Source organism: Aquabacterium olei (genome assembly GCF_003100395.1).
Taxonomy (GTDB): Bacteria; Pseudomonadota; Gammaproteobacteria; order Burkholderiales; family Burkholderiaceae_C; genus Aquabacterium; species Aquabacterium olei.
In genome coordinates this window covers 1,343,553-1,368,389 of record NZ_CP029210.1, presented here as the reverse complement: position 1 = coordinate 1,368,389, position 24,837 = coordinate 1,343,553, and the positions used below count along the sequence as shown (strand labels likewise).

Genomic DNA, 24,837 nt, shown 5'->3' with positions numbered 1-24,837 from the left:
CCTAGCATCCGACCCCATGAATGCTCTGTCGAATCTGCTGGACCCTGCGGTCCTGTTCTTTGTGTTTGGCGTGGTCGCGGGTCTGCTGCGCTCCAACCTCGAGATCCCCGCGGCCATCAGCCGCTTCCTGTCCCTCTACCTGCTGATGTCGGTGGGCCTCAAGGGCGGTTTCTCGCTGTCCCAAAGCGGCCTGGGCCCCCATGTGGTCACCGGCCTGCTGGCCGCGGCCCTGCTGGCGGTGGTGATCCCGTTGATGGGGTATGTGCTGCTCAAGCGCTGGCTGAACAAGCTCGACGCCGCGGCCGTCGCGGCCACCTACGGCTCGGTCTCCGCCACCACCTTCATCGCGGCCACGCAGTACCTCGCCAACCAGGGCATCGAATTCGGTGGCCACATGGCGGCGGCCCTGGTGCTGATGGAATCACCGGCCATCATCATGGCCGTGGCCCTGGCCAGCTGGGTGCGACGCCAGCAGCGGAACACGGCGCCCGTGGTCACGGCCACGCAACCGGCCGCCGAAGGCCCGCCGCTGGGTGTCAAGGCCGTACTGCACGAGGCCCTGACCGACGGCGCCCAGTTGCTGCTGCTGGGCAGCCTGGTGGTCGGCATGGTGACGGGCGAACACGGCAAGGCCATGATGGAGCCCTTCTCGTCGGGCCTGTTCAAGGGCATGCTGGCCATCTTCCTGCTGGACATGGGGCTGCTGGTGGCGCGGCAGTTGCCGCTGCTCAAGGGCGTGCCGGCCGGTCTGCTGGCCTACGGCCTGCTGGGCCCGCTGGTGCATGGGGCGCTGGCCATCGGGCTGGCATGGACGCTGGGCCTCTCGCAGGGCGACGCCACCCTGCTGACGGTGCTGGCGGCCAGTGCGTCGTACATCGTGGTGCCCGCGGTGCTGCGCCACGCCATCCCCGAGGCCAACCCGGGCCTCTATCTGGGGCTGTCGCTCGCCGTCACCTTCGTGTTCAACATTCTGGCCGGCATCCCGCTGTACACGGCCGTGGTGGCGCGCCTGTGGCACGGCTGAGCGCCCCGCTCGCAGGCAGGCCGGTCAGCATGAGCGTGTAGCGGGTCGGCGCGGGCGCGGGCATCACGCCGCTTCTTGCGACAAGGCAAGTCGGCCACGGCCGGCAGGCCGGACACTGGCAGGCATCTCGGCCTCTCCGGCCTCATTCACGTCGCCCGCCATGACCATCTCGCGCAACTGGGCCACGCCGCTCACCATCGGCAGCTTTCTGCTGATGGCCGTCACCGGCCTTCTGATGTTCTTCCACCTCGATACCGGCCTGAACAAGGCCGCCCACGAATGGCTGGGCTGGGCCATGGTGGCCGGCGTGGTGGCGCACGGGGTCGCCAACGGGCCGGCCTTTGTGCGGCACCTGAAGCAACCCGTCGGGCGGGTGCTGATCGGGGTGTTTGCCGTGCTGTTGATCGGCTCCTTCCTGGTGCCTCAGCAGGGTGGCGGCAGCCCGGCCGGCCTGGCCATCAACACCCTGACCCACGCCCCCTTGAGCCGGGTGGCCGCGCTGCGCGGCGAGCCGGTCGAGGCCCTGGTCGGCCGCCTGGAACAGGCGGGCTTCACGGTCCAGGGACCGGACCAGAACCTGGCCAGCGTGGCTGGCGACCGCGAGCAGGTTGGCAAAGCGCTGCGCGCCGCCCTGCCCACGCCCTGAGCAGCGTCAGCCCATCGCCTGCAGCGACAGCACCTTCTGGAAGGCATCCACCAGCTTGCCCTTGCGGGCGCGCTTGCCGACGTGCGCCGCGTAGGCGCTGTTGCGCACATCCTCTTCCTTGGGCTTGCCGCCCCGCGTGGTGCCGATCACGCGCACGCCCTGGTGCACGGTGGCGATCGCAATCAACGGGTCAGCCTGGGTGTCGACCTCCATCAGCGTGAGGCCGCGGCCGCCATTGGACTGGAGCTTGAGCTCGTCCAGGCCGAACACCAGCATGCGACCGCTCTGTGCCAGGCAAGCCACCTGGGTGTGGGCGGGCTGCACGCGCACCGGTGGCAGCAGCGTGGCGCCTTCGTCCAGCGTCAGGAAACCCTTGCCGCCCTTCTGGCGCGTCATCAGATCCCCCAGCCGGGCCAGCAAACCGAAGCCGGCGCTGCTGGCCAGCAGCACGGTCTGGTCGGGTGAGCCGGCCAGGTAATGGCGCGGCTGCGTGCCGGATTCGAGCTCGATCATGGTCGTGATGGGCTGGCCATCGCCGCGGGCACCGGGCAGGCTGCTGACCGGCACGCTGTAGACGCGGCCATTGTTGCCCAGCACGATGAGCGGGTCGACCGTGCGGCACTCGAAGGTGCCGTACAGGCCGTCGCCCGCCTTGAAGGCGAAGCCCGCCGGGTCGTGGCCATGGCCGGTGCGGGCGCGCACCCAGCCCTTTTCACTGATCACCACCGTCACCGGCTCGTCGATCACCTTCACTTCGGCCACGGCGCGCTTTTCGGCCTGGATCAGCGTGCGGCGCTCGTCGCCGAACTGCTTGGCGTCGGCCTCGATCTCCTTGATCACCGTGCGGCGCAGCACCGTGTTGCTGCCCAGGATCTCTTCGAGCTTGCCCTGCTCGCCACGCAGATCGGACAATTCCTGTTCGATCTTGATGGCCTCCAGCCGGGCCAGCTGGCGCAGCCGGATCTCAAGAATGTCCTCGGCCTGGCGGTCGCTCAGGTTGAAGCGCTCGATCAGCGCGGCCTTGGGCTCGTCGCTGTGGCGGATGATGGCGATCACCTCGTCGATGTTGAGCAGCACCAGCTGCCGGCCTTCGAGGATGTGGATGCGGTCGAGCACCTTGTCCAGGCGGTGCTGCGTGCGGCGGGTGACGGTTTCCATGCGGAAGCCGATCCACTCGGACAGGATCTGCCGCAGATTCTTCTGCGTCGGCCGGCCGTCGGCGCCCACCATGGTGAGGTTGATCGGGGCCGAGGTTTCGAGGCTGGTGTGGGCCAGCAGCGTGTTGATCAGCTCCTGCTGGTCGATGGTGCGACTCTTGGGCTCGAACACCAGGCGCACCGGAGCGTCCTTGCTCGACTCGTCGCGCACAGCGTCCAGCACCGACAACACGGTGGTCTTGAGCTGCAACTGCTCGGCCGTCAGGGCCTTCTTGCCAGCTTTGATCTTGGGGTTGCTCAGCTCCTCGATCTCTTCCAGCACCTTCTGCGAACTGGTGCCGTGCGGCAGTTCGGTGACGACGAGCTGCCACTGGCCGCGGGCCAGGTCTTCAATCTTCCAGCGTGCGCGCACCTTGAGGCTGCCGCGGCCGGTGCGGTAGGCGTCGGCAATGTCCTGCGCGCTGGAGATGATCTGGCCGCCCCCGGGGAAATCGGGGCCGGGCAGCATTTCGGCGAGTTCGGCGTCAGACAGCTGGTCGTTGCGGATCAGGGCCACCGTGGCGGCGGCCACTTCACGCAGGTTGTGGCTGGGGATCTCGGTGGCCAGGCCCACGGCAATGCCGCTGGCGCCGTTGAGCAGCACGAAGGGCAGGCGCGCGGGCAGTTGCCTGGGCTCCTCGGTCGAGCCATCGTAGTTCGGCACGAAGTCGACCGTGCCCATGTCGATCTCGTCGAGCAGCAGGCGGGCAATCGGCGACAGTCTGGCTTCGGTGTAACGCATGGCCGCGGCACCATCCCCGTCGCGCGAGCCGAAGTTGCCCTGGCCGTCGATCAGCGGGTAGCGCAGCGCGAAGTCCTGCGCCATGCGCACCATGGCGTCGTAGGCGGCGGTGTCGCCATGCGGGTGATAGCGGCCCAGGACGTCGCCCACCACGCGGGCGCTCTTGACGGGCTTGGGGCCGGTGTTGCCCGAGAAGGTGAGGCCCATGCGCGCCATCGCATACAGGATGCGGCGCTGCACGGGCTTCTGTCCGTCACACACGTCGGGCAGGGCGCGGCCCTTCACCACGCTCAGTGCGTACTCGAGGTAGGCGCGCTCGGCGTAGTGGGCCAGGGTCAGGGACTCGCCGCCATCGCTGGGCGGCGCAGTGAAATCGATGGTCTGTTGGGTCATCGTGGTCGGTCAATGCGGGCCCGGGCTGTCCGGGCGGAAGGAAGTGTAGTGGCACGGCGGCCTCTCGCCGGCGGCGGGCGGGCCTCCCTTTGACGCGGGTTTGCATCGGATTGCCGGACTCAGTCTCGCGGCAGAGCGCCGCAGCCTCGCTACGCTCATCGGATGTCTGCCCTCGTCTGGTTCAAGCGCGACCTGCGTACGGTCGACCACGCGCCGCTGCATGCAGCGCTGGCGCGCCACGGTGCAGCCGGGGTGCGCTGCCTGTACGTGATCGAGCCCTCGCTGTGGCGGCAACCCGATGCATCGGCGCGGCAGTGGGCGTTTGTGCGCGAAAGCCTGATCGAACTGGAACAGGCGCTGAGCCGGGCCGGCTGCCGCCTGATGGTGCGCCAGGGTGAGGTGGTCGACGTACTGGACGCGCTGTGGCTTGAAGCCCCGTTCGAGGCGCTGCTGGCCCACGAAGAAACGGGCAACGCGGTGACGTACCAGCGCGATGTGGCGGTGGCGCAGTGGTGCACGGCGCACGGTGTGGTGTTTGGCGAAACACCGCAGACCGGGGTCGTGCGGCGCCTGCGCGACCGGAACGGGTGGCATCGGCACTGGCAGCGCTTCATGGCCAGCCCGACGCTGCGGGCACCGATGACGCAAGATGTTGGCAGAGCCGCAGCGCCGGGTCTTGTGCTGCCCGCCTCCGCCGCGCTGGGCCTGACCGACGGGCTGCCGCGCCATCGCCAGCGTGGCGGCCGCGAAGCAGGCATGGCGGTGTTGAACGAGTTCCTGCATGACCGTTGCGGGCGCTACCGCGGGGGCATCTCGTCGCCGCTGTCGGCCCCCACCGCGTGCTCGCGTCTGTCGCCCTACCTCGCATGGGGCTGCCTGTCGATGCGCGAGGTGGTGCAGGCCACCGAAGCCCGCATGGACGTGCTTCACGCGCAGGCCGCCCTTGACCCGCACGCGGCCAGGCAGCACGCTGGCCTGAGCGCGTTCCTGAGCCGCCTGCACTGGCACTGCCACTTCATTCAGAAGCTGGAGAGCGAGCCCGAGCTGGAGTGGCGCAACCTGCACCGCGGCTACGACGGCCTGCGCGACGAAACCGCCGACGAGGCCCGCCTCGCGGCCCTGATGGCAGGCCGCACCGGATGGCCGCTGGTGGATGCCTGCGTGACGATGCTGCGCGAGACCGGCTGGCTCAACTTCCGCATGCGCGCCATGCTGGTGTCCGTGGCCACGTATCCGCTCTGGCTGCACTGGCGGCCCGTGGGCCTGTGGCTGGCGCGCCAGTTCGTCGACTACGAGCCCGGCATCCACTGGAGCCAGATGCAGATGCAGGCAGGCACCACGGGCATCAACACCACCCGGGTCTACAACCCGATCAAGCAGGCGCGCGACCAGGACCCGCAAGGGCACTTCGTGCGCCGATGGCTGCCTGCCCTGCGCCGCGTGCCCGACACCTGGCTGTTCGAGCCGTGGCGCATGCCGCCCGATGTGCAGCAGCGCTGTGGTGTGCGGGTGGGCAGCGACCCGGCTGCAGACATCCCGCTGCCGCTGGTGGACCTGGAGACGGCCTTGCGGACCGCCCGTGCCCAGGTGCACGCCGTGCGGGCGCGGCCCGACGTGAAGGCTGCCGTGGCCGGGATCGTCGAGCGGCACGGCTCGCGCGTGAACCGCGATGGCCGCGGCCTGGGCCCGCGCCGCAGCCGCAGCCCCGCAACGCCGGCGGCCGACCATCCGCAGCTGTCCCTGGAGTTCTGACATGCGCATGCGCAAGAAAGCCGATCTGCCCACCAAGCTGTGCCTGGCCTGCCAGCGGCCCTTCGCCTGGCGGCGCAAATGGGCGCGCGACTGGGACGAGGTCAAGTACTGCTCCGACCGCTGCCGACAGCAGCGCCCCTCACAGGGCAAGGCTGCCGCATGAGCACGGTGATCCACTGGTTCCGCCACGACCTGCGTCTGGCTGACAACCCGGCCCTGACCCGCGCGGTGCGGGCCGCCCAGGCCCACGGGCACACCCTGCTGCCGGTCTACATCTGGGATCCGGCCCAGGCGCAGCCCACACGCTGGGTGCCACGCCGCATGGGGCCGCACCGCATGGCCGTGCTGGCCGACACGCTGACTGCGCTCGACAGCGCCCTGCAGCAACGCGGCAGCCGCCTGCTGGTGTTGCACGGCGCGGCCGTGTCCCTTCTGCCGCGGCTGGTGCGGGCGGTGCAGGCCGTGCAGGTGAGCGCCGAGGCCATTGCCGCGCCCGAGGAGCAGGACGAGGCCGACGCGCTGGCGCGCACAGCCCGCCTGGAGGGATGGCGCTGGACGCCGGTGTGGCAGTCGAGCCTGCTGGATCCACCCGACCTGCCCTTTGCCGTGGAGCGGACCCCGGACGTGTTCACCGCCTTTCGGCAGCAAGTGGAGCGCGCCGACGTGCAACCCCGGGCGCCGCTGCCCGCCGCCGCCCGGCTGCCAGCCCTGCCCCCGCACGATGCGCTCTGGGAGCCGATGGCTGCGGCACAGGGTCATGCTGCGCGGCTCACTCAGGATGGCGCGCACGGGCCGCCCTTGCTGTGCCACACCCCGCTGAAACGGCCTGTGCCCCCCGTGCTGATGCCGGAGGCACGTTCGGCCTTTCCCTACCACCTGCCCGCCTGCGCCCCTGGCGAGGCTGGCGCGCAGGACCATCTGGCTCAGTACATGAGCCGCAAACTGCCACACAGCTACAAGCACACGCGCAATGGCCTGATCGGCGTGGACTACTCGAGCAAGCTCTCTCCCTGGCTGGCGAGCGGCGCGCTGTCGGCCCCGCAGATCATGGCGGCGCTGCGCGCCTTCGAGGCCGAACACGGCGCAAACGACGGCAGCTACTGGCTGTGGTTCGAGTTGCTGTGGCGCGATCATTTCCGGCTGATGCACCTCAAGCACGGCCGTGCGCTGTATCGCGCCCGGGGCCTGACTCAACTGTCCCCACCGCCCCATGACCCCCAGGCCTTCCAGCGCTGGTGCGAGGCCCGCACCGGACAGCCCCTGGTGGACGCCGGCATGCGGGAACTGGCAGCCAGCGGCTTTCTGTCCAACCGCATGCGGCAGGTGGTGGCCAGCCACCTGGTGCACGACCTGCGCTGTGACTGGCGTGCCGGGGCCGCCTGGTTCGAATCCCAACTCGTCGACCACGACGTCTACAGCAACCAGGGGAACTGGCTGTATGTGGCCGGCCGCGGCACCGACCCGCGAGGCGGACGCCGCTTCAACCTCGACAAGCAGGCGCAGGACCACGACCCACAAGGCCACTACCGCCGGCTGTGGGGCACCGCATGACCACACTGCGCCTCATCCTCGGTGACCAACTCAACCCGCAGCACAGCTGGTTGGCCGAGGTGCACCCGGATGTCGTCTACGTGTTGATGGAGGTACGCAGCGAGACCGACTACGTGCAGCACCACGCGCAGAAAATCCTCGCGATCTTCGCCGGCCTGCGGGACATGGCGCGCCGCTTGAAAGAAGCCGGCCACCGCGTGCGCTACGTCGCCATCGACGATGCGAGCAACCGCCAGTCGATCACGGGCAACCTGAGTGCCCTCGTGGCCCATTACGGTGCCCTGCGCGTCGCGTACCAGGCACCCGATGAATGGCGGCTTGACGCCGAGCTGGCGGCCTGGGCCCGGGGGCAACGCGCGCAAGGCGTCGTGGTCGAGATGGTGGACAGCGAGCACTTCCTGACCACACGCGACGAGGCCCGGGCCATCTTCCAGGGCCGCACGCAGTGGTTGATGGAGCACTTCTACCGGCAGATGCGCCTGCGCCACGGCGTGCTGCTGGAGGCCGATGGCAAGCCATCCGGCGGCCAGTGGAACTTCGACCACGACAACCGCAAGCCGTGGCCCGGCACCCCGGCCGAGCCTGCCGACTGGCGCACCCCGCACGACCATCGCGCGCTGTGGTCCACCATCGAAGCGGCCGGTGTCGCCCACTTCGGTGAGCCGCAGGCCGGCACGCTGGCCTGGCCGCTGAACCGCGAAGAAGCCCTGCAGCACCTGGCTGCCTTCGTGCAGCACGCCCTGCCCCACTTCGGCGACTTCCAGGACGCGCTGACGCACCGCGGCTGGCGCCTGTTTCACTCGCTGCTGTCGTTCGCGCTCAACACCAAGATGCTGAACCCGCGCGAGGTGGTGGGCGCGGCAACGGCCGCCTGGCAAGCCGGCCACGCGCCCCTGCCCGCGGTGGAAGGCTTCATCCGGCAGATCCTCGGCTGGCGCGAGTACGTGCGCGGCGTGTACTGGGCCCACATGCCGGGCTACACCGAGCGCAACCAGCTGGGCCACACGCGCCCGCTGCCCGCCTGGTTCTGGACGGGCGACACGCGGATGGCGTGCATGAAGCAGGCCATCGGCCAGTCGCTGCGCGAGGCCTACGCCCACCACATCCAGCGTCTGATGGTGATCGGCAATTTCGCGCTGCTGGCGGGGCTCGATCCACAAGCGGTGCATCGGTGGTATCTGGGCGTCTACATCGACGCCTTCGAGTGGGTGGAGGCGCCCAACACGCTGGGCATGAGCCAGTTTGCAGACGGCGGCCAGCTGGCCACCAAGCCTTACGTGTCGAGCGCCGCCTACCTGCACCGCATGGGCGACCATTGCGCCGGCTGCCCCTACGACCGCAAGGCCCGACTGGGCGAAAACGCCTGCCCCTTCAACGCGCTCTACTGGGATTTCCACCTGCGGCATGAACAGACCTTGCGTCGCAACCCTCGCATCGGCATGGTCTACAAGCAGATCGACCGCATGACACCCGACGAGCGCACCGCCACCCAGGCCCAGGCCACACGGTGGCTGGCAGACATCGACACGCTCTGACGCGCCGCCGGGATCGGGGCACCCGAAGGGGCGCCATGCCGTCGAGGCGCTGCGCGACCGCGGCATGCTGATCGCGCTGGACGATTTCGGCGCCGGCCACTCCGACTTCGACCGCGTCTGGCGCATCCGGCCGGACATCGTCAAGCTCGACCGCAGCCTGGTCACCGCCCTGGCCGAAGACCCGGCGCGCCTGCGTGTCATCACGCAGACGGTATCCGTGCTGCACGAGGCCGAGGCCCTGGTGCTCATGGAGGGCATCGAGACGGCGCGCGAGGCGCTGCTCGCGCTGGAGTCGGATGTCGATCTGGTGCAAGGCTTCTACTTTGCGCGCCCGCATCCTGAACTCGATCGCCGCGCGCGCCACGACGACATCGTGGCGCTGCATGGCGAGCTGGCCCGCTTCCGCGCCGCCCAGCGGCAGCGCCAGAAGAACCTGCTCGCCCCCTTCCAGAACGCCATCGGCTATGCGGGCGTGCTGCTGAGCGCGGGGCGCTCGCTGGACGAAGCCGCGCGCTCGTTCCTGGCGCTGCCCGGTGCACTGGTCTGCTTCGTGCTGGACGAATCCGGCTTCCAGGTGGGGCCGAACCTGTGGGTGGAAGACCAGCGCACCGCACAGGGGCCGGCCTTCAGTCCGCTGGCGCAGGCGGACGGCGCCTGCTGGGCGCGCCGGCCGTACTTCAAGCGTGCGCTCCAGTCACCGGGACGCGTACAGGTGACCCGCCCCTACCGAACTCTGGGCGGCAAGGGCATGACGGTCACCGTCTCCTACGCCTTCCAGCAGGCCCAACCGCATGGCGAGGCCGAATCGGGGTGGCGCGTGGTGTGCGGTGATGTGAGCTGGGGCCCGGGGGGTGTCCGGCACGCCGAAGAGCCCGACGCCGCCGATCCGCCCCCTACCTTCCCTGCGCCCCTCGCCTGATCAGCCGGCTACCATGCGGGGTATTTCCACTCCCGCAGACAAGCGCAATGACCGGCCCCACCCGCGCCTTCTGGCAAGAACGCTTCGACACCGAACAGACTGGCTGGGACCGCGGCGGCCCGAGTCCCCAGCTGAACGCATGGCTGGACAGCGGCGTCCTTCAACCCTGCCGCATCGCCGTGCCCGGCTGCGGCAACGGCTGGGAGGTGGCCGAGTTGGCGGCCCGCGGCTTCGATGTCACCGGCATCGACTACACCGAGGCGGCGGTGGCCCGTACCCGCGCACTGTGTGCCGAGCGCGGCTTCCAGGCCCACGTTGTCCAGGCCGACGTGCTGACCTTCCAGCCAGATGCCCCCTATGACGCCGTGTACGAGCAGACCTGCCTGTGCGCGCTCCACCCCGATCACTGGGTGACGTACGCCGGGCAACTGCACACGTGGCTGAAGCCCGGTGGCCGGCTCCATGCCCTGCTGATGCAGCGGGTGCGCCCCGAAGCCAGCGAACAGGGACTGATCGAAGGGCCGCCCTATCACTGCGACATCAACGCCGTGCGCGCGCTGTTTCCCGCAACACGGTGGCAGTGGACCAAGCCGCCGTACATCAAGGTACCGCATCCCAGCCTGTCGCATGAACTGGCGCTGACGTTAGACCGCCTTTGATCCACATCAAACGCATTGCATGCACAGGGCATGTCTAAGTCACAGGTCCGGAAAACCGGTTTTTTCCCCTTCAGGTCGACGCCAATTGGCCGAAAGTGAAAGAACCGATAAATCCAACAAAGGAACCCGGACTCCATGACACGCTCATCTTCCACCCCGTTCGGCATCGCCGGACGTCTGATGGCCGTGGTGGCGCTGCTGACCCTGGTGCTGGTGGGCACCGCGGTCTATGCCACCCGCCAGCTCGGTGAGGTCGAACACCTCGCCCTGCGCGCCGAAAAGAACCGCGTCCCGCAGCTCACGCGGATGGCGCACATCGAGTTGAACGTGACGCGGGTGTCACTTCAACTGCGCCACGCCATGCTGGCCCGTACCCCGGCCGAACGACAGGCCGCGCTCGATGACATCGGCGCCAAGCGCCGCCTCATCGACGAGGAGCTGGAACGCTACCGCAGCCTCCTGCTGACGGACGTCGGTCGGCAACGCTACGCCGCGCTGCCGGATCTGCTCAAAGCCTTCTGGAAGACCGGCGAGGCCAACATCGCCCTGATTCAGCAGGATCGCAAGGACGAGGCGTTTGCCTTTCTCGTCGAGCACACCATCCCGGCGCGCAACGCGCTGCTCAAGGTGCTTGCCGACACGGTCGAGTACCAGAGCCACAGCCTTTCGGAAGAAGTCACCGACATTCAGAACGCCGCAGACGCCATCCGGCGCACACTGCTGGGCGCGTTCGCCTTCCTGATCGCGGGGCTCATCGGCTTTGCCGTGTGGACCGGTCGCACGCTCCGTCAGCGTGTGCGCGCTGCACAGACCGTGGCCGAGCGGGTGCGTGACGGCGACCTGGCCAGCGAGATCCGGGACGAGGCGCGAGACGAGCTCTCGCCGCTGGTGAACGCCCTGGCCGAGATGCAGGCCGCTCTGGCGCGTGTCGTGTCGGGCGTGCGCAGCAGCGCCGAAAGCGTGGCGACCGCCAGCCGTGAAATCGCGCTGGGCAACCAGAACCTGTCGGTGCGCACCGAGAGCCAGGCGTCGGCACTGGAGGAGACGGCCGCCACCATGGACCAGCTCGGCGCGACCGTGCACCACAACGCCCAGCAGGCGCAGCAGGCCACGCAACTGGCCGAAGAAGCCGCGTCCGTGGCGGTACAGGGCGGCACGGTGGTGGGCAACGTCGTGCAGACGATGCAGGGCATCTCGTCGTCCTCGCGCCAGATCGCCGACATCATCAGTGTCATCGACGGCATCGCGTTCCAGACGAACATCCTGGCGCTCAATGCCGCCGTGGAAGCCGCCCGCGCGGGCGAGCAGGGCCGTGGCTTCGCCGTGGTGGCCAGCGAGGTGCGCAACCTCGCGCAGCGCAGCGCCGAGGCCGCCCGCGAGATCAAGTCGCTGATCCAGGGCAGCGTGGAACAGGTCGAGCAAGGCGCGACGCTGGTCCAGGAAGCCGGCGAAACCATGGACGGCATCGTGCGCGCCATCACGCGGGTCAACGAGATCGTCCGCGAGATCAGCACCGCCAGCCGCGAGCAGAGCGCCGGCATCGGCCAGATCGGGCAGGCCATCGATCAGATGGACCAGTCCACCCAGCAGAACGCTGCGCTGGTGGAGGAATCGGCCGCGGCCACGCAGAGCATGAACCACCGCGCCGATGAACTGGTGCAGGCCGTGGCCGCCTTCCGACTCCGCCACGCCTGAACGACAACGTCGCTCAGATGTCGACGTCGACCGCGTCGCCGTGCAGCTCCATCAGCTCACGGCGCGACGCGGCCTCACCCTTGCCCATCAGGCGGTTGAACGCCCCTTCGGTGTCACAGAAGCCAGGCTCGCCGTAGGCCACCGGCAGCAGGCGGCGGGTGTCCGGGTTCAGCGTGGTGTCCCACAGCTGTTCGGCGTTCATCTCGCCCAGGCCCTTGAAGCGGCTGATGCTCCAGGCGCCTTCGCGGCAGCCTTCCTTGCGCAGCTTGTCGAGGATGGCGGTGAGCTCGCCCTCGTCCAGCGCATACAGCTTGGCCGCCGGCTTCTTGCCGCGCGCCGGCGCATCCACCCGGAACAGCGGCGGGCGAGCAATGTAGATGTGGCCCGTCTCGATCAGCTTCGGGAAGTGACGGAAGAACAACGTGAGCAGCAGCACCTGAATGTGAGAGCCGTCCACGTCGGCGTCCGACAGGATGCAGATCTTGCCGTAGCGCAGCCCTGACAGGTCGACCTCGTCGTTCGGCCCGTGCGGGTCGACCCCGATGGCCACCGAAATGTCGTGGATCTCGTTGTTGGCGAACAGGCGGTCGCGCTCGACTTCCCAGGCGTTGAGCACCTTGCCGCGCAGCGGGAGGATGGCCTGCGTCTCCTTGTCGCGGCCCATCTTGGCGCTGCCACCGGCCGAGTCGCCCTCGACGAGGAACACCTCGTTGAACGCGATGTCGCGGCTTTCGCAGTCGGTCAGCTTGCCCGGCAGCACGGCCACGCCGGAGCTCTTCTTCTTCTCGACTTTCTGGCCGGCCCGCTGGCGCGCCTGCGCCTGCTTGATCACCAGTTCGGCCAGCTTGCGGCCGTACTCCACGTGCTGGTTGAGCCACAGCTCCATGGCGGGCTTCACGTAGGTGGTCACCAGGCGCAGTGCATCGCGGCTGTTCAGGCGCTCCTTCGTCTGCCCCTGGAACTGCGGGTCCAGCACCTTGGCGCTCAGCACGAAGCTGGCGCGGCTGAACACGTCGTCGGGCATCAGCTTCACACCCTTGGGCATCAGCGAATGCATCTCGATGAAACCCTTCACCGCGTTGAACAGGCCGTCCTTCAGCCCCGCCTCGTGCGTGCCGCCGGCGACGGTCGGGATCAGGTTGACGTAGCTTTCGCGCATGGGCGCGCCTTCTTCGGTGAAGGCCACGCACCAGGCCGCGCCCTCGCCTTCGGCGAAGTTCTCGGTCTCGCTGCCGCTGGCGTACTGCTCGCCCTCGAACAGCGGGATGACCGGATCGGTCGTCAGCGTCTGGGTCAGGTAGTCGCGCAGGCCGCCCTTGTAGAGCCAGGTCTGCACCTCGGCGTCCTTGCCGGCCTTCTCGATGGTGAGCGTGATGGTCACGCCCGGCATCAGCACGGCCTTGCTGCGCAGCATGTGCACCAGCTCGCCACGCGGCAGTTCGGCGCTTTCGAAGTACTTCGCGTCCGGCCACACGCGCACCGTGGTGCCGTTCTTGCGGTCGCCACTGGCGGCCGGGCGCACGGCCACCGGCTCGATCACGTCGCCGCCGCTGAAGGCCAGCGTGGCCACCTGCTTGTCGCGGCACACCGTCACCTGCAGGCGCGTGGCCAGCGCGTTGGTCACGCTCACGCCCACGCCGTGCAGGCCGCCCGAGAAGCTGTAGGCCCCGCCCGACCCCTTGTCGAACTTGCCCCCCGCATGCAGGCGGGTGAACACGATTTCGACGACCGCCACGCCCTCCTCCGGATGCAGGCCGAAGGGGATGCCCCGGCCGTCGTCTTCCACGCTGATCGAACCATCGGTGTGCAGCGTGACGGCGATGCGCTTGCCAAAGCCCGCCAGCGCCTCGTCGGCCGCGTTGTCGATCACTTCCTGGATGACGTGCAGCGGGTTGTCCGTGCGGGTGTACATGCCCGGCCGCTGCTTGACGGGCTCCAGGCCCTTGAGGACGCGGATGGAGCCCTCGCCGTAGGTGGCGCTGGGCTGGGTGGACGCTTTGGAAGACGGCTTGACTGACATGGGGGCCGATTCTACGGACGTCTGGCTGCCCCCTTACCCAGGCGCACCCCATGCACCCTTCGGTTGCGTTTGCACACACCCCCATCGTTCCGTGACAAAATCCACACTGTTCACGAACCGGATTCCTTCATGAAGCTGCTGCAGCGCGCCACCGCCTCCTTTCTGACCGCCATGACGCTGGCCGGCAGCGCGTGGGCGAACACGAGCTACACGGTCGGCATCCCGACGGCTGACCCGTACACGCGGTTCGAAAACCACGTGGCGCCGGGCGAGTTCAGTGACAGCTTCAATTTCAGGCTCAGCGCCCCGACCTCGGGTTACATCTGGCTGTTCGCCCGCCAGGATGCCTGGTTCGGCTTCGATCAGGTCGAAGACACCGAGGGCGTTTCGCTGGTGCTGGTGAACAACCGGACAGAGCGCGAGTACCGCGCCGTGCTCTTCCCCGAAGCGCAGCGCACCGTGTCGCTGCTCGAGCCCGGCGTGATGGACATGGTGGTGGCCGGCTTCGACCCCAACAAGTCGCTGTTCCTGTCGGGTGACTTCGCCGCCGGCGATTACTCGGCCTTTGTGTCTGGCACGGCCACCGGCTCGGCCGGGTCGAGTTACATCGCGAAGTTCAGCTTTGCTCAGCCAGTGCCCGAGCCGAGCTCGATGGCGCTGATGCTGCTGGGCCTGGGTGCGGTGGCCTGGGCAACACACGCACGGTCTGGCCAGCGCAAACCGAGCTGAACCCGGCCGCTGCAGCTCACTGGAAGTATCCCAGCATCCGCTCGATCGCCATCGTGAAGGGCTGCTGCATCATCGGCAGCGTGAGCCACAGGCCTGTCAGGCCCACGCCCAGCGTCACCGGGAAGCCCACCGAGAAGATGTTCATCTGAGGTGCCACGCGCGCCACCAGGCCCATCACCATGTTGATGAGGATGAGCATGGCGACCACGGGCAGCGACACCCACAGTCCCAGCTTGAACAGCTCGGCCCCCCAGGTCTGCGGCTGAACCACCTTCATGAACGCGAGCGGTTCGGGTGACACCGGAAAGGCCTGAAAGCTCTGCAGGACGGCGGCGGTCAGCAGCAGATGGCCGTTCATCACCACGAACAGCCACGCCGCCACGGTCCCATAGAAGCGGGCGACGGCGTTCAGCTGCCCACCGCTGGTCGGGTCGAAGAAGGATGCGAAGCTCAGGCCCATCTGCAGGCCCACGATCTCACCCGCAAACTCGATGGCGGCAAACACCACACGCGCCGCAAAGCCCACCGTCAGGCCGATCAGCACCTGCTGCACGATCAGCATCAACGCGTGCGGCGAGGCAATGGTGTACGCCTTCAGCTCGGGCGGCAGACTGGGTTCGGCCGCTACGGCCACCAGCAGCGCCAGCCCGATGCGCACCCGGCGCGGCACCACCCGCATCGAGAGCACCGGCGCGGAGGTGAACAGGCCCAGCACCCGGAAGAAGGCCCAGAGCCAGGGCGAGATCCACGCCAGCACCTCGGCTTCGGTGAAGGACACCACGGTGCGTCAGCCCACCACGTTGGGAATGTTCTGCAGCACCTGCTGGATGTAGTCCACCAGCGTGCTGATCATCCACGGGCCGGCCACGGCCAGCGTGGCGAACGCGGCCAGCAGCTTGGGCACGAAGGACAGCGTCTGCTCGTGGATCTGCGTGGCCGCCTGGAAGATGCTGACCACCAGGCCGACGGCCAGCACGACGAGCACGATGGGCCCGCACACGGTCAACAGGGTCAGCAGGCCGTCACGGCTGATGGTGAGTGCTTGTTGGGGATCCATGGTCGGCTTTCAGTTCACTGCACGAAGCTGGCGGCCAGGGAGCCGAGCAGCAGGTTCCAGCCATCGGCCAGCACGAAGAGCATCAGCTTGAAGGGCAAGGCCACGAGCACGGGCGACAGCATCATCATCCCCAGGCTCATCAGCACGCTGGCCACGATCATGTCGATGACCAGGAAGGGAATGAAGATCAGGAAGCCGATCTGGAAGGCCGACTTCAATTCGCTGGTGACGAAGGCCGGCACCAGCACGCGGAAAGGCACAGTCTCGGGCTTGACTTCGCCTTCGATGCGCGCAAGTTTGACGAACAGGCCCAGGTCGGACTGGCGCGTCTGCTTGAGCATGAACTGGCGCATCGGCGCCTGGCCGCGCTCCAGCGCCTCGTTGAAGCTGATCTGGCTGGCGGCGAAAGGCTCGTAGGCCTCCTTGTAGACCTTGTCCAGCGTCGGGCCCATGACGAACATCGTGAGGAACAGCGACAGGCCGACGATGACCTGGTTGGGCGGTGCCGCCTGCGTGCCCAGGGCCTGACGCATCAGGCTCAGCACGATGGCGATGCGGGTGAAGCCCGTCATCATCAGCAGCACGGCCGGCAGGAAGCTGAGTGCCGTGAAGAACAGCAGCGTCTGGATGGGCACCGAGTAGCTGTTGCCCGAGGGGCCCTGCCCCACCATGAGCGGCAGGCTTGCGGGGGCCGTGGGGGTCTGGGCCCACACCAGGCCACCGGCCAGGCTCAGGCCCAGTGCGGCCAGCAGGCGCAGTGCCAGGCGGCGTCGATTCGAAGAAGACATGGTCATGCCTGAGGGCCGTTGGAGGTGCCCTGGTTGCCAGCGGCCTTGCCGGCCGTCAGGCGGCTCAGCACGGCAGCGAAGGCCTGCGCGGGGGGCACGGCCTGCGCGGGTTCATAGCCAGACAGCGGCGCCATCGCGTGCAGCTTGCTGATGCGCTGCGCGGTGACGCTGAGGATGAGCCAGGTGCGGTCTTCGCCGGCGCCCACCTCGACGGCCACCAGGCGCTGGCCCGGGCCCAGGTTGAGCACGCTGATGGTCTTCATCAGCGCCTGCCCGCCCGGCAGACCGCCGCCCTGGGCCAGGCCCGATCGCTTGAGCAGCCACAGGCACACGGGGATGCAGGCCACCACGAACACGAACCAGAACACCATCAATCCACTGGAGGCCATCGCCCTGCTCTTTCTCTGTGTGAGGGATCAGCCGCCGCGGCTGAGGCGGCGCATGCGCTCGGACGGGGTCACGATGTCGGTCAGGCGGATGCCGAACTTGTCGTTGACCACCACCACTTCGCCCTGCGCAATCAGGAAGCCGTTGACCAGCACGTCCATCGGCTCGCCGGCCAGCGCATCCAGCTCCACCACCGAGCCCTGCGCCAGTTGCAGGATGTTCTTGATGGGGATGCGGGTGCGGCCCAGTTCCACCGTCAGCTGGACGGGGATGTCCAGGATCATGTTGATGTCGTTGCCGGCCGGGTTGGCAGCCGGCTGCTGTGGCGCGAAGTTGGCAAACGCCGCAGGCGTCATCTGCGGGGCGGCACTGGTCACTTCGCTGGCCGCCGAGGCGAACACATCGTCGGCCGAAGCAGCGCCACCGGAAGAAGCCTGCTGCGCCAGCGCGGCCTCCCATTCGGCCGCCATCGCGTCCTGTTCGGCGCCGTCGCTCGGGGGGAACTCTGCAGCATCAGACATGTCGGTCTCCCAGCCAGCCTGTGTTGCCGGCCGTCAGTAGCTTTTCAATACGGAGGGAATACTTGCCGTTCGAGGTGCCGTAGTAGCAGTCGAACACGGGCACGCCATCGACCTTGGCCTGGATGATCTTCTCCAGGTCGAGCTCGATGAAGTCGCCGGGCTTGAGCGCCAGCAGGGTCTCGACCGTGGCAGGCGCATGGCCCAGCTCGGCCACCAGGCTGACCTCGGCAGACTGGATCTGCTGGGTCAGCAGCGTCACCCAGCGGCGATCCGGCTCGGCCGAGTCGCCCTGGATGGACGAGAACAGGATGTCGCGGATCGGCTCCAGCGTCGCATACGGGATGCAGATGTGGATGGTGCCGCTGGTGTCGCCGATTTCCAGCGTGAACGAGCAGCACACCACGATCTCGCTGGGCGTGGCCACGGTGGCGAACTGCGGCTGCATTTCCGAACGCTGGTAGTCGAGCTCGACCGGGTAGATGCCCTGCCACGAGCGCTTGTACTCTTCGCTGATCACGTCGACCAGGCGGCGGATGATGCGTTGCTCGGTGGCCGAGAAGTCGCGGCCTTCGATGCGCGTATGGAACTTGCCCGAGCCGCCGAACAGCGCGTCGATCACCGAGAACACCAGCGTCGGATCACAGACGATCAGGCCCGAGCCACGCAGCGGCTTGATGGCCATGATGTTGAAGTTCGTCGGCACGACGATGTCGCGCAGAAAGGCGCTGTACTTCTGCACTTTGATGCCGCCCACCGAGACTTCGGGCGACTTGCGGATCAGGTTGAAGAGGCCGATGCGGATGTTGCGGGCAAAGCGCTCGTTGATGATCTCCATCGTGGGCATGCGCCCACGCACGATGCGCTCTTGCTGCGCGAGGTTGTACTCGCGGATGCCTTCCTTGGGCGTCTCGTCCTGCTCGAGCTTCTGGCTTTCGCCCGTGATGCCCTGCAACAGGGCATCGACTTCGTCTTGCGAGAGGATTTGCTGGGTCATGGTCGGCAGACTTCAGAGACCGTGGGCGCGAGGGTCGACACGCTCGTTCACTGGATGATGAACGAGGAGTAGGCGACCTGGACGATCGGGTTGTAGAGCTCGACGCGGCGCTTCTTCTTTTTCTTCTTCTTGGCCGTGTCTTCCGCCGCTTCTTCCTCTTCGGGGTCTTCCACCTCATAGCCCATCGCGCGGGCGGCCTCGCGGCGGATCTCTTCGGCGAGTTGCTGCTTGCCTTCGGCCGTCAGCAGTTCGGTCGACGACTTGTGCGACAGGATCAGCAGGATGGCGTTGCGGATGGCCGGCATGTAGGCCTTCATCTCTTCGCCCAGCTTGGGGTCGTCCACCTGCAGGCTCACACCCACCTGGGCGTAGCGCTCTTCGTCCTTGTCCGCCAGGTTGACCACGAACGGGTCCAGCGGCACGAAGGTGGGCGGGGCGGCATGTTCATCCTTGCCATGCGCGGGCTTCTTGGCCGACTTGGCGGGCTTGGCGTGCTCTTCCTCGCCGCCTTCTTCCGCAGCCGCTTCGGCCTCGGCCGCATTCTTCTTCATCACGAAAAAGGCGGCCCCCCCCCCGCCCAGCAGCAACACAGCCACTGCAGCAAGGATGATGATCAGTTTCTTCTTGCCCTTCTTGGGGGCGTCGCCATCGGCGGGGGCCGCAGCAGGGGCAGCTGACATTCGCTCTTCTCCTGGAGTCCATGCCCTGCACACTCAAACGGTGTACAGGCCATGGGTGGATTGTCCGAAGCCAGCCGCATCGCGAAAAAGCGATAAGCCCGGTGAAAGGCGTTTGATTCTCCGCTGCGGTGTCGCGCCCGCTCAGGCGTAGAGGTCCAGACCGCCCAGTCTCCCTGGGCGCGGCACGTTCACCGGACGCATCGCTGCCTCGTGGTCGAGGCCAGCCTCCGTGTCGGCCCGGCCAGCCCGGCCCGTGGTGATCCCGCCACGCTGGGCGTCGGCCTGAGCAGATGGCTGACCAAAGGACTGCTGGGCGGTCTGGTCAGACACGCCGGCACCGGTCAGGCTCAGGCCCACGCTGTCGAGCGCGCTGGACAACACGGACATGCTGGCCTCGATGGCCTTTCTCGTTTCTAACGCGGCGGCCGCGAAGTCCACCTGGGCAGACTGGCCATCCAGTGAAATCTTCACGCTGATGGGCCCCATCTCGGCCGGATTCAGGTGCAGCTCGGCCGTCATCGGGCCTTCGGTGCCGGCACGACCGACCCACACGCGAACCTGATCCGAGAGTGCCTGTGCGAAATCCGGGCTGTTCACGGGGGTCTGCAGGGTGGCGCTCTGGGTCGGGGCGTCGGTGCGGGCGGCTTGCGCCGGGGCGCCGCGCAGGCCGCCGGCCATCAGGCTGGCAAACGCATCGGTTTCCACCTTCTGCTCGCCCGACTTGCCGGTGGGCGACAGCATGGCATCGGCCTGCAGGGCCAGCGTGCCGGAGGCCTGACGCCAGGCAGCCGGATCCAGGGCCAACGTGCCCTGGCCTGCCGCGTCGGTGGCCTGTGCGCCCTGGCCTGCGGCCGCCTCGGCCTGCTCACCGCCCGACAACGCTGCGGCCGCTTCGGCAGCCAGGGCATCGGCCTCGGCCTGCCCTGCCAGCCAGGCCATCAGGCCCGCGGCATCACCCGGCTGAAGGTGGGCCGGCGGCTGCAGCTCCTGCACCAGCGGGCCGCCATCGGCTGCGGCGGCCGCGCGCTGCTCTTCGGTCTCGCGCGTGCTGCCCTCTTCGGCCGGCTTCTCACTGGATTCGGCTCGCTGCCCTTCCTTGGCGGGCGCAGGCTTGTTGCGCGCCTCTGCCCGGTTGACGCTGCGATCGGCCGGGCGCTGGGCCTGCATGGCCACCTCGGGCTGCGTTGCTTGCGGGCGCACCGGCACGGGGGTACGGACCGGCTGGGGCGCCTTCGCGACCTGGGCCGGGCGCGCGGGCGCGCTCGCCGGCTTCGGCGCGGGCTCGCTGCCGGCCTGCTGCTGGCTCATCAGCTGCGCGAACGAGGGCGCGCCACTGCCGGCCTGCTGAGCCGCCAGGCGGGAGGCGAGGTCACCCAGGCTGCTGCCGTTGACGGCGTTCGGGCTGACGGTGACGTTCTTGTTGCTGGCAATCGGAGAGCTCATCGCGGGGTTCCTTGGGGCTGCAGCGGGTCAGACGGAGAACGAAACAGGAATCAAGCAATCACAGGGGCCCGACGGCCATCGACAGGGTGCCGCCCAGGCCACTGCCACCTCGGGTGAGACGGGCTGCCATCTCGTCGGTGGCCTTCTGCTCCTGGCGGGCCGCACGCACCTGCTGTTCGGCATGGCGGCGGTCGATCAGCTGCGAGACGGCGGCCACGCGGCGCTCGCGCTCGATCAGCTGGGCCTGCAGGCGGTCCACATTGGCACGGGCCAGGCTCACGCGGCGATCCTGCTCGCCCACGGCTTCGGCCAGGCGGGCCATGAAATCCTGGTAGCAGCGCAGGATTTCCATGCCGCCGCTCTGGCGGAACTGCGCCTGCCAGCGCTGCTCGTAATCACGGCGCCAGTCGGTCAGGGACTGGGCCTGCCGTTGTGCGGCGTCCAGGGCCTTGCGACCGGCGTCCAGGGCGCTGAGGGCCTCGTCACGGGCCTTCTCGGCCGACTCGAGCACCATCAACAGGGCGTGTGCACCGCTCATCGGGCCACCTTCTTTTCAACGACGTTCATGAACTGCTTGGACGACATCAGGGATTCACAATCTGGTGAAGCTGCGCGACGCTGTCTTCCAGCATAGCGGGGGTGTGCATGCCTTGCTGCAGCATGTGCACCATGGAAGGGTGAACACGCACGGCCATGTCCAGTTCCGGATCGCCGCCAGGCACATAGGCGCCGAGCTGGATCAGGTCACGCGCCTTGCTGTAGCGCGACCACAACTGGCGGAAGCGACGGGCATCGTCGATGTGCATGGGGTCGGCCACGTTGTGCATCACCCGAGAGGCCGACCGTTCGATGTCGATGGCCGGGAAATGCCCGGCCTCGGCCAGATCGCGCGACAGGACAATGTGGCCGTCCAGGATGGCGCGCGCCGCGTCGGCAATCGGGTCCTGTTGGTCGTCGCCTTCGGACAGCACGGTGTAGAACGCGGTGATCGAGCCATGGCCATTCAGGCCGTTGCCGCTGCGTTCCACCAGCTGCGGCAGCTTGGCAAAGCACGAGGGCGGGTAGCCCTTGGTGGCCGGCGGCTCGCCAATGGCCAGGGCGATCTCGCGCTGGGCCATCGCATAGCGGGTCAGCGAATCCATCAGCAGCAGCACGTGCAGGCCTTGATCGCGGAAGTGCTCGGCCACGGCGGTGGCGTAGTTGGCGCCCTGCATGCGGGTCAACGGCGGGGCATCGGCCGGTGCGGCCACCACCACCGAGCGGGCCAGGCCCTCTTCGCCCAGGATGTCCTCGATGAACTCCTTGACTTCGCGGCCCCGCTCGCCGATCAGGCCCACCACGATGACGTCGGCCTGCGTGTAGCGGGCCATCATGCCCAGCAGCACCGATTTGCCCACGCCGGAGCCGGCGAACAGGCCGATCCGCTGCCCGCGGCCCACGGTCAGCATCGAATTGATGGCGCGAACGCCGGTGTCCAGCGGCAGGCGCACCGGATCACGCTCCATCGCGTTGATGGGGCGGCGGGCCAGCGGCTCGCTGCGCACGTCCTTCAGCGGGCCCATGCGGTCCAGCGGCTCGCCCTGGGCGTTCACCACCCGGCCCAGCAGGCCGCTGCCCACGGGCAGATGGCGGGTGCGGTCTTCGCTGCGGCGCCACGGGTGATTCGGGCGCCCCAGCACCGGCGGGTTGACGGGAATCGTGCGCGGCACCACGCGGGCGCCGCTGGCCAGGCCATGCACCTCGGCGGTCGGCATCAGGTACGCCCGGTCGCCGGCAAAGCCCACCACTTCGGCCAGCACCGGCGTGGATTCCAGCCGGGCTTCCGAGTGGATCTCGCAGACGGCGCCCACCGGCAGACGCAGGCCGGCGGCCTCCAGCACCAGCCCGGCCACGCGCACCAGCTTGCCCTGGTTCTCCAGCGGGCTGCGGGCCATGGCGCAATCGTCCAGATCGTCCAGAAAACGGCTCCAGCGGTCCATCGCCACGCCGGGCTGCAATTGCAAGGGCATGTTCATGCTTCACCTCCGTCGTCGGGTCGCACGTCGCCCTCATCGGCCGATACCGCGGTGTTGCGCGTGTCCTCGCGACCGCCGTTCCATTCCGTCTTGTGACCGATCGAAGCCGCCGCCAGGTTCCAGCGCGCCTCCACGGTGGCATCCACGATGGCGATGTCCGATTCGACGATGCAGCCGCCGCGGGCGAGCATCGGGTCGGGCACGACGCGGGCGCCCCGCGCCTGAAGCAACTCGTCCAGCTGCCCCTGGGCCAGGGCGTGGTCATCCGGATTCAGGCGCAGCACGATCTGCCGCGCTGACGACAGCAGCGCACCCAACGCCTCCTCGGCCACCGCCACGACCACTTCCGGGCGCTGCAGCAACTCGGTGCGCACGGCCTGGCGGGCCAGTTCCAGCGCCACGCCGGCAATGCGGCCGGCCAGCTGCTGCTCCAGCAGCTCCAGCCGATGATGGAAATCGGCCGCCAGCGCGCCAATCTGGTCGTTCATGTAGGCGGCCATCTGCGCGCCCTGGGTCTGCTTGTAGGTCTCCAGCGCGGCCAGCCCGTTGCGGTAGCCGTCCTGGTAGCCGCTCTGGCGCGCCTGCTCGACCAGCTCGTCCACGCTGGGGCCGGCCGGCGCCGCAGCCTGCTCAGCAGCCTTGGCTGCCGCTGCGGCCGCCGCCTCGGCAGCACGGGTTTCAGCCTCGGCCTGGCCCGGCACCCCCCCCACAATGGGCCGGCGCATGGCCGGACGCGGAGGCTGCTGCGGCGGCACGGCCGCACGGGGTCCGGCCGCGGGGGCGTCAGCCTGTGCGGCGGCGCCACCAAATGCCGGGCGCGCACCCGGCACGCCCGACGCACCGGCAGCCGACCCGGCCGACGGCGCAAACGGCCGCTGCGTGGCCCGCATCTCGGCGGCAGCACGCTCGGCCAGCGTCGGCTTGCGCACGCCGGTTTCCACGGGCGCGGGCGGCGGGGTCTCGAAGGTCTCCAGGTTCCAGGCCGAGAAGCTGCCCAGCTCTTCGCGCGGAATGAAGCGCGTGTACGAGCTGCTGCCGTGGCCGCCGGGGGCCGCTGGCGCCTGGGGCTTGGGCTTAGACGTACTCATCGTCTCCTCCGCTGGCCAGCGTGATCTGGCCTTCGTCGGCCAGACGGCGGACGATCTTCAGCATTTCCTTCTGCTCGCCCTCGACCTCGGACAGCTTGACCGGGCCGCGCGACTCCAGGTCCTCGCGCAGCGTTTCGGCCGCCCGGCTGGACATGTTCTTGAAGACCTTTTCCTTGATCTCGGGCGACGCCCCCTTGAGCGCGATGATCAGCGACTCGGTCTGCACTTCCTTGAGCAGCGTCTGGAAGCCCTTGTCGTCGAGCTTGATCAGGTCGTCGAAGGTGAACATGTTGTCCATGATCTTCTGAGCCAGGTCGCCATCCGATTCGCGGATGTAGTCCAGCACCGACGTCTCGACGCTCGAGCCCATCAGGTTGATGATCTCGGCCGCCGGCTTCACACCGCCCAGCGACGACTTGCGCATCTGGCTGCCCCCCGCCGACAGCACGCGCGACAGCACCTCGTTCAGGTCCTTGAGCGCCGCTGGCTGGATGCCATCGAGCGTCGCGATCCGCACCATCACCTCGTTGCGGTGCCGGTCGCCGAAGCACTTCAGCACCGACGAGGCCTGGTCCGGGCTCAGGTGAACCAGGATGGCCGCCACGATCTGCGGGTGCTCGTTGCGCAGCAGTTCCGCCACCGAGCCCGGGTCCATCCACTTCAGGCTCTCGATGCCCGTGACGTCGCTGCCCTGGATGATGCGGTCGATCAGCAGGTTGGCCTTGTCATCGCCCAGCGCCTTGCGCAGCACCGACTTGATGTACTCGTCGGTGTCCGGCACCAGCGAGCCCATCTCGACGGCTTCGTCCTTGAAGCGGTCCAGCACCGACTCGATGCGGTCCTTCGTGATCGTCTTGAGCTTGGCGATCGTCTCACCCAGGCTCTGCACTTCCTTTGGCTCGAGGTGCTTGAACACGCCGGCGGCTTCCTCTTCCCCGAGGGACATCAGGAGGATGGCGGCGTCTTCGAGTCCTTTTTCGTCCATGGTGCGACCTGTTCGTGC

General features: G+C 68.3%; 24 protein-coding genes. 10 read left to right on the top strand and 14 right to left on the bottom strand.

Annotated elements, in window-relative coordinates:
- Positions 1-25 precede the first annotated feature (25 nt).
- Positions 26-1,024 (top strand): sodium-dependent bicarbonate transport family permease, encoded by a 999-nt coding sequence (locus tag DEH84_RS06145; RefSeq protein WP_109038243.1) that lies wholly within the window; start codon positions 26-28, stop codon positions 1,022-1,024.
- 160 nt (positions 1,025-1,184) lie between these two features.
- Positions 1,185-1,670: a DUF4405 domain-containing protein gene (locus DEH84_RS19310; protein ID WP_218929764.1), complete on the top strand. Its 486-nt coding sequence runs from the start codon at positions 1,185-1,187 to the stop codon at positions 1,668-1,670.
- Between the two features lie 6 nt (positions 1,671-1,676).
- On the opposite strand, the gene parC is transcribed toward DEH84_RS19310, so the two are convergent.
- Complete coding sequence (gene parC, locus DEH84_RS06135; RefSeq protein ID WP_109035721.1) at positions 1,677-4,001, bottom strand: DNA topoisomerase IV subunit A; 2,325 nt, start codon at positions 3,999-4,001, stop codon at positions 1,677-1,679.
- A 162-nt stretch (positions 4,002-4,163) separates the two neighbouring features.
- Between parC and DEH84_RS06130 the strand changes: the two genes are divergently transcribed.
- The 7 genes from DEH84_RS06130 to DEH84_RS19615 all read left to right on the top strand — a co-directional run bounded on the left by DEH84_RS06130 (position 4,164) and on the right by DEH84_RS19615 (position 12,112).
- Complete coding sequence (locus DEH84_RS06130; protein WP_109035719.1) at positions 4,164-5,753, top strand: cryptochrome/deoxyribodipyrimidine photo-lyase family protein; 1,590 nt, start codon at positions 4,164-4,166, stop codon at positions 5,751-5,753.
- Position 5,754: 1 nt separating this feature from the next.
- Positions 5,755-5,916 carry a DUF2256 domain-containing protein gene (locus DEH84_RS06125; RefSeq protein ID WP_109035718.1) on the top strand — a complete coding sequence of 54 codons (162 nt, stop codon included), beginning with the start codon at positions 5,755-5,757 and terminating at the stop codon, positions 5,914-5,916.
- Complete coding sequence (locus DEH84_RS06120) at positions 5,913-7,304, top strand: DASH family cryptochrome (protein ID WP_109035716.1); 1,392 nt, start codon at positions 5,913-5,915, stop codon at positions 7,302-7,304. Before DEH84_RS06125 ends, DEH84_RS06120 begins: the two co-directional genes overlap by 4 nt.
- Positions 7,301-8,839, top strand: coding sequence for a cryptochrome/photolyase family protein (locus tag DEH84_RS06115; protein WP_109035714.1), 1,539 nt, complete (start codon positions 7,301-7,303; stop codon positions 8,837-8,839). The genes DEH84_RS06120 and DEH84_RS06115 overlap by 4 nt, the downstream gene beginning before the upstream one ends.
- A gap of 64 nt (positions 8,840-8,903) precedes the next feature.
- The gene (locus DEH84_RS06110) at positions 8,904-9,758 is read left to right on the top strand and encodes an EAL domain-containing protein (protein ID WP_109035712.1); all 855 of its coding nucleotides are present in this window, start codon (positions 8,904-8,906) and stop codon (positions 9,756-9,758) included.
- 47 nt (positions 9,759-9,805) lie between these two features.
- On the top strand, positions 9,806-10,417 hold the full coding sequence (locus DEH84_RS06105; protein ID WP_109035710.1) for a methyltransferase domain-containing protein: 612 nt from the start codon (positions 9,806-9,808) through the stop codon (positions 10,415-10,417).
- A 135-nt stretch (positions 10,418-10,552) separates the two neighbouring features.
- On the top strand, positions 10,553-12,112 hold the full coding sequence (locus DEH84_RS19615; protein ID WP_109035708.1) for a methyl-accepting chemotaxis protein: 1,560 nt from the start codon (positions 10,553-10,555) through the stop codon (positions 12,110-12,112).
- A gap of 13 nt (positions 12,113-12,125) precedes the next feature.
- Here the strand turns inward: DEH84_RS19615 and DEH84_RS06095 are convergent, their stop codons facing one another.
- A complete protein-coding gene (locus DEH84_RS06095; RefSeq protein ID WP_109035706.1) occupies positions 12,126-14,132 on the bottom strand; it encodes a DNA topoisomerase IV subunit B in 2,007 nt (668 codons plus the stop codon).
- 129 nt (positions 14,133-14,261) lie between these two features.
- Between DEH84_RS06095 and DEH84_RS06090 the strand changes: the two genes are divergently transcribed.
- Positions 14,262-14,861, top strand: a complete 600-nt coding sequence (locus DEH84_RS06090) for an FxDxF family PEP-CTERM protein (RefSeq protein ID WP_109035704.1) — start codon at positions 14,262-14,264, stop codon at positions 14,859-14,861.
- Between the two features lie 16 nt (positions 14,862-14,877).
- Here DEH84_RS06090 and fliR read toward each other — a convergent pair whose 3' ends face one another.
- The 12 genes from fliR to fliG all read right to left on the bottom strand — a co-directional run bounded on the left by fliR (position 14,878) and on the right by fliG (position 24,819).
- On the bottom strand, positions 14,878-15,642 hold the full coding sequence (gene fliR / locus DEH84_RS06085; protein WP_109035702.1) for a flagellar biosynthetic protein FliR: 765 nt from the start codon (positions 15,640-15,642) through the stop codon (positions 14,878-14,880).
- Positions 15,643-15,648: 6 nt separating this feature from the next.
- A complete protein-coding gene (fliQ, locus tag DEH84_RS06080) occupies positions 15,649-15,918 on the bottom strand; it encodes a flagellar biosynthesis protein FliQ (protein WP_109035700.1) in 270 nt (89 codons plus the stop codon).
- A gap of 14 nt (positions 15,919-15,932) precedes the next feature.
- Positions 15,933-16,706: a flagellar type III secretion system pore protein FliP gene (gene fliP, locus DEH84_RS06075; protein ID WP_281262562.1), complete on the bottom strand. Its 774-nt coding sequence runs from the start codon at positions 16,704-16,706 to the stop codon at positions 15,933-15,935.
- A 2-nt stretch (positions 16,707-16,708) separates the two neighbouring features.
- On the bottom strand, positions 16,709-17,095 hold the full coding sequence (locus DEH84_RS06070; RefSeq protein WP_109035696.1) for a FliO/MopB family protein: 387 nt from the start codon (positions 17,093-17,095) through the stop codon (positions 16,709-16,711).
- A 27-nt stretch (positions 17,096-17,122) separates the two neighbouring features.
- Positions 17,123-17,614: a flagellar motor switch protein FliN gene (gene fliN / locus DEH84_RS06065; RefSeq protein WP_109035694.1), complete on the bottom strand. Its 492-nt coding sequence runs from the start codon at positions 17,612-17,614 to the stop codon at positions 17,123-17,125.
- A complete protein-coding gene (gene fliM / locus DEH84_RS06060; RefSeq protein ID WP_109035692.1) occupies positions 17,607-18,608 on the bottom strand; it encodes a flagellar motor switch protein FliM in 1,002 nt (333 codons plus the stop codon). Before fliM ends, fliN begins: the two co-directional genes overlap by 8 nt.
- A 47-nt stretch (positions 18,609-18,655) precedes the next feature.
- Positions 18,656-19,288, bottom strand: a complete 633-nt coding sequence (locus DEH84_RS06055) for a flagellar basal body-associated FliL family protein (RefSeq protein ID WP_109035690.1) — start codon at positions 19,286-19,288, stop codon at positions 18,656-18,658.
- Positions 19,289-19,429: 141 nt separating this feature from the next.
- Positions 19,430-20,731 (bottom strand): flagellar hook-length control protein FliK, encoded by a 1,302-nt coding sequence (locus DEH84_RS06050; protein ID WP_109035688.1) that lies wholly within the window; start codon positions 20,729-20,731, stop codon positions 19,430-19,432.
- 58 nt (positions 20,732-20,789) lie between these two features.
- A complete protein-coding gene (gene fliJ / locus DEH84_RS06045) occupies positions 20,790-21,269 on the bottom strand; it encodes a flagellar export protein FliJ (protein WP_109035686.1) in 480 nt (159 codons plus the stop codon).
- 46 nt (positions 21,270-21,315) lie between these two features.
- Complete coding sequence (gene fliI / locus DEH84_RS06040; RefSeq protein ID WP_281262561.1) at positions 21,316-22,746, bottom strand: flagellar protein export ATPase FliI; 1,431 nt, start codon at positions 22,744-22,746, stop codon at positions 21,316-21,318.
- On the bottom strand, positions 22,743-23,834 hold the full coding sequence (locus tag DEH84_RS06035) for a FliH/SctL family protein (RefSeq protein ID WP_109035682.1): 1,092 nt from the start codon (positions 23,832-23,834) through the stop codon (positions 22,743-22,745). Before DEH84_RS06035 ends, fliI begins: the two co-directional genes overlap by 4 nt.
- Entirely contained in the window at positions 23,821-24,819 is a 999-nt protein-coding gene (gene fliG, locus DEH84_RS06030) for a flagellar motor switch protein FliG (RefSeq protein ID WP_109035680.1), read from the bottom strand. The genes DEH84_RS06035 and fliG overlap by 14 nt, the downstream gene beginning before the upstream one ends.
- Positions 24,820-24,837: the final 18 nt, after the last annotated feature.

Bases quoted from the DNA above. Each gene is read 5' to 3' on its own strand.
- DEH84_RS06055 (WP_109035690.1), bottom strand. From the start codon at position 19,288: ATGTCAGCTGCCCCTGCTGCGGCCCCCGCCGATGGCGACGCCCCCAAG.
- DEH84_RS06115 (WP_109035714.1), top strand. From the start codon at position 7,301: ATGACCACACTGCGCCTCATCCTCGGTGACCAACTCAACCCGCAGCAC.
- fliQ (WP_109035700.1), bottom strand. From the start codon at position 15,918: ATGGATCCCCAACAAGCACTCACCATCAGCCGTGACGGCCTGCTGACC.
- DEH84_RS06050 (WP_109035688.1), bottom strand. From the start codon at position 20,731: ATGAGCTCTCCGATTGCCAGCAACAAGAACGTCACCGTCAGCCCGAAC.
- parC (WP_109035721.1), bottom strand. From the start codon at position 4,001: ATGACCCAACAGACCATCGATTTCACTGCGCCGCCCAGCGATGGCGGC.
- DEH84_RS06035 (WP_109035682.1), bottom strand. From the start codon at position 23,834: ATGAGTACGTCTAAGCCCAAGCCCCAGGCGCCAGCGGCCCCCGGCGGC.
- DEH84_RS06105 (WP_109035710.1), top strand. From the start codon at position 9,806: ATGACCGGCCCCACCCGCGCCTTCTGGCAAGAACGCTTCGACACCGAA.
- fliP (WP_281262562.1), bottom strand. From the start codon at position 16,706: ATGTCTTCTTCGAATCGACGCCGCCTGGCACTGCGCCTGCTGGCCGCA.
- fliN (WP_109035694.1), bottom strand. From the start codon at position 17,614: ATGTCTGATGCTGCAGAGTTCCCCCCGAGCGACGGCGCCGAACAGGAC.
- DEH84_RS06130 (WP_109035719.1), top strand. From the start codon at position 4,164: ATGTCTGCCCTCGTCTGGTTCAAGCGCGACCTGCGTACGGTCGACCAC.
- DEH84_RS19310 (WP_218929764.1), top strand. From the start codon at position 1,185: ATGACCATCTCGCGCAACTGGGCCACGCCGCTCACCATCGGCAGCTTT.
- DEH84_RS19615 (WP_109035708.1), top strand. From the start codon at position 10,553: ATGACACGCTCATCTTCCACCCCGTTCGGCATCGCCGGACGTCTGATG.
- DEH84_RS06070 (WP_109035696.1), bottom strand. From the start codon at position 17,095: ATGGCCTCCAGTGGATTGATGGTGTTCTGGTTCGTGTTCGTGGTGGCC.
- fliJ (WP_109035686.1), bottom strand. From the start codon at position 21,269: ATGAGCGGTGCACACGCCCTGTTGATGGTGCTCGAGTCGGCCGAGAAG.
- DEH84_RS06090 (WP_109035704.1), top strand. From the start codon at position 14,262: ATGAAGCTGCTGCAGCGCGCCACCGCCTCCTTTCTGACCGCCATGACG.
- fliG (WP_109035680.1), bottom strand. From the start codon at position 24,819: ATGGACGAAAAAGGACTCGAAGACGCCGCCATCCTCCTGATGTCCCTC.
- DEH84_RS06095 (WP_109035706.1), bottom strand. From the start codon at position 14,132: ATGTCAGTCAAGCCGTCTTCCAAAGCGTCCACCCAGCCCAGCGCCACC.
- fliI (WP_281262561.1), bottom strand. From the start codon at position 22,746: ATGAACATGCCCTTGCAATTGCAGCCCGGCGTGGCGATGGACCGCTGG.
- fliM (WP_109035692.1), bottom strand. From the start codon at position 18,608: ATGACCCAGCAAATCCTCTCGCAAGACGAAGTCGATGCCCTGTTGCAG.
- DEH84_RS06110 (WP_109035712.1), top strand. From the start codon at position 8,904: ATGCTGATCGCGCTGGACGATTTCGGCGCCGGCCACTCCGACTTCGAC.
- DEH84_RS06120 (WP_109035716.1), top strand. From the start codon at position 5,913: ATGAGCACGGTGATCCACTGGTTCCGCCACGACCTGCGTCTGGCTGAC.
- DEH84_RS06125 (WP_109035718.1), top strand. From the start codon at position 5,755: ATGCGCATGCGCAAGAAAGCCGATCTGCCCACCAAGCTGTGCCTGGCC.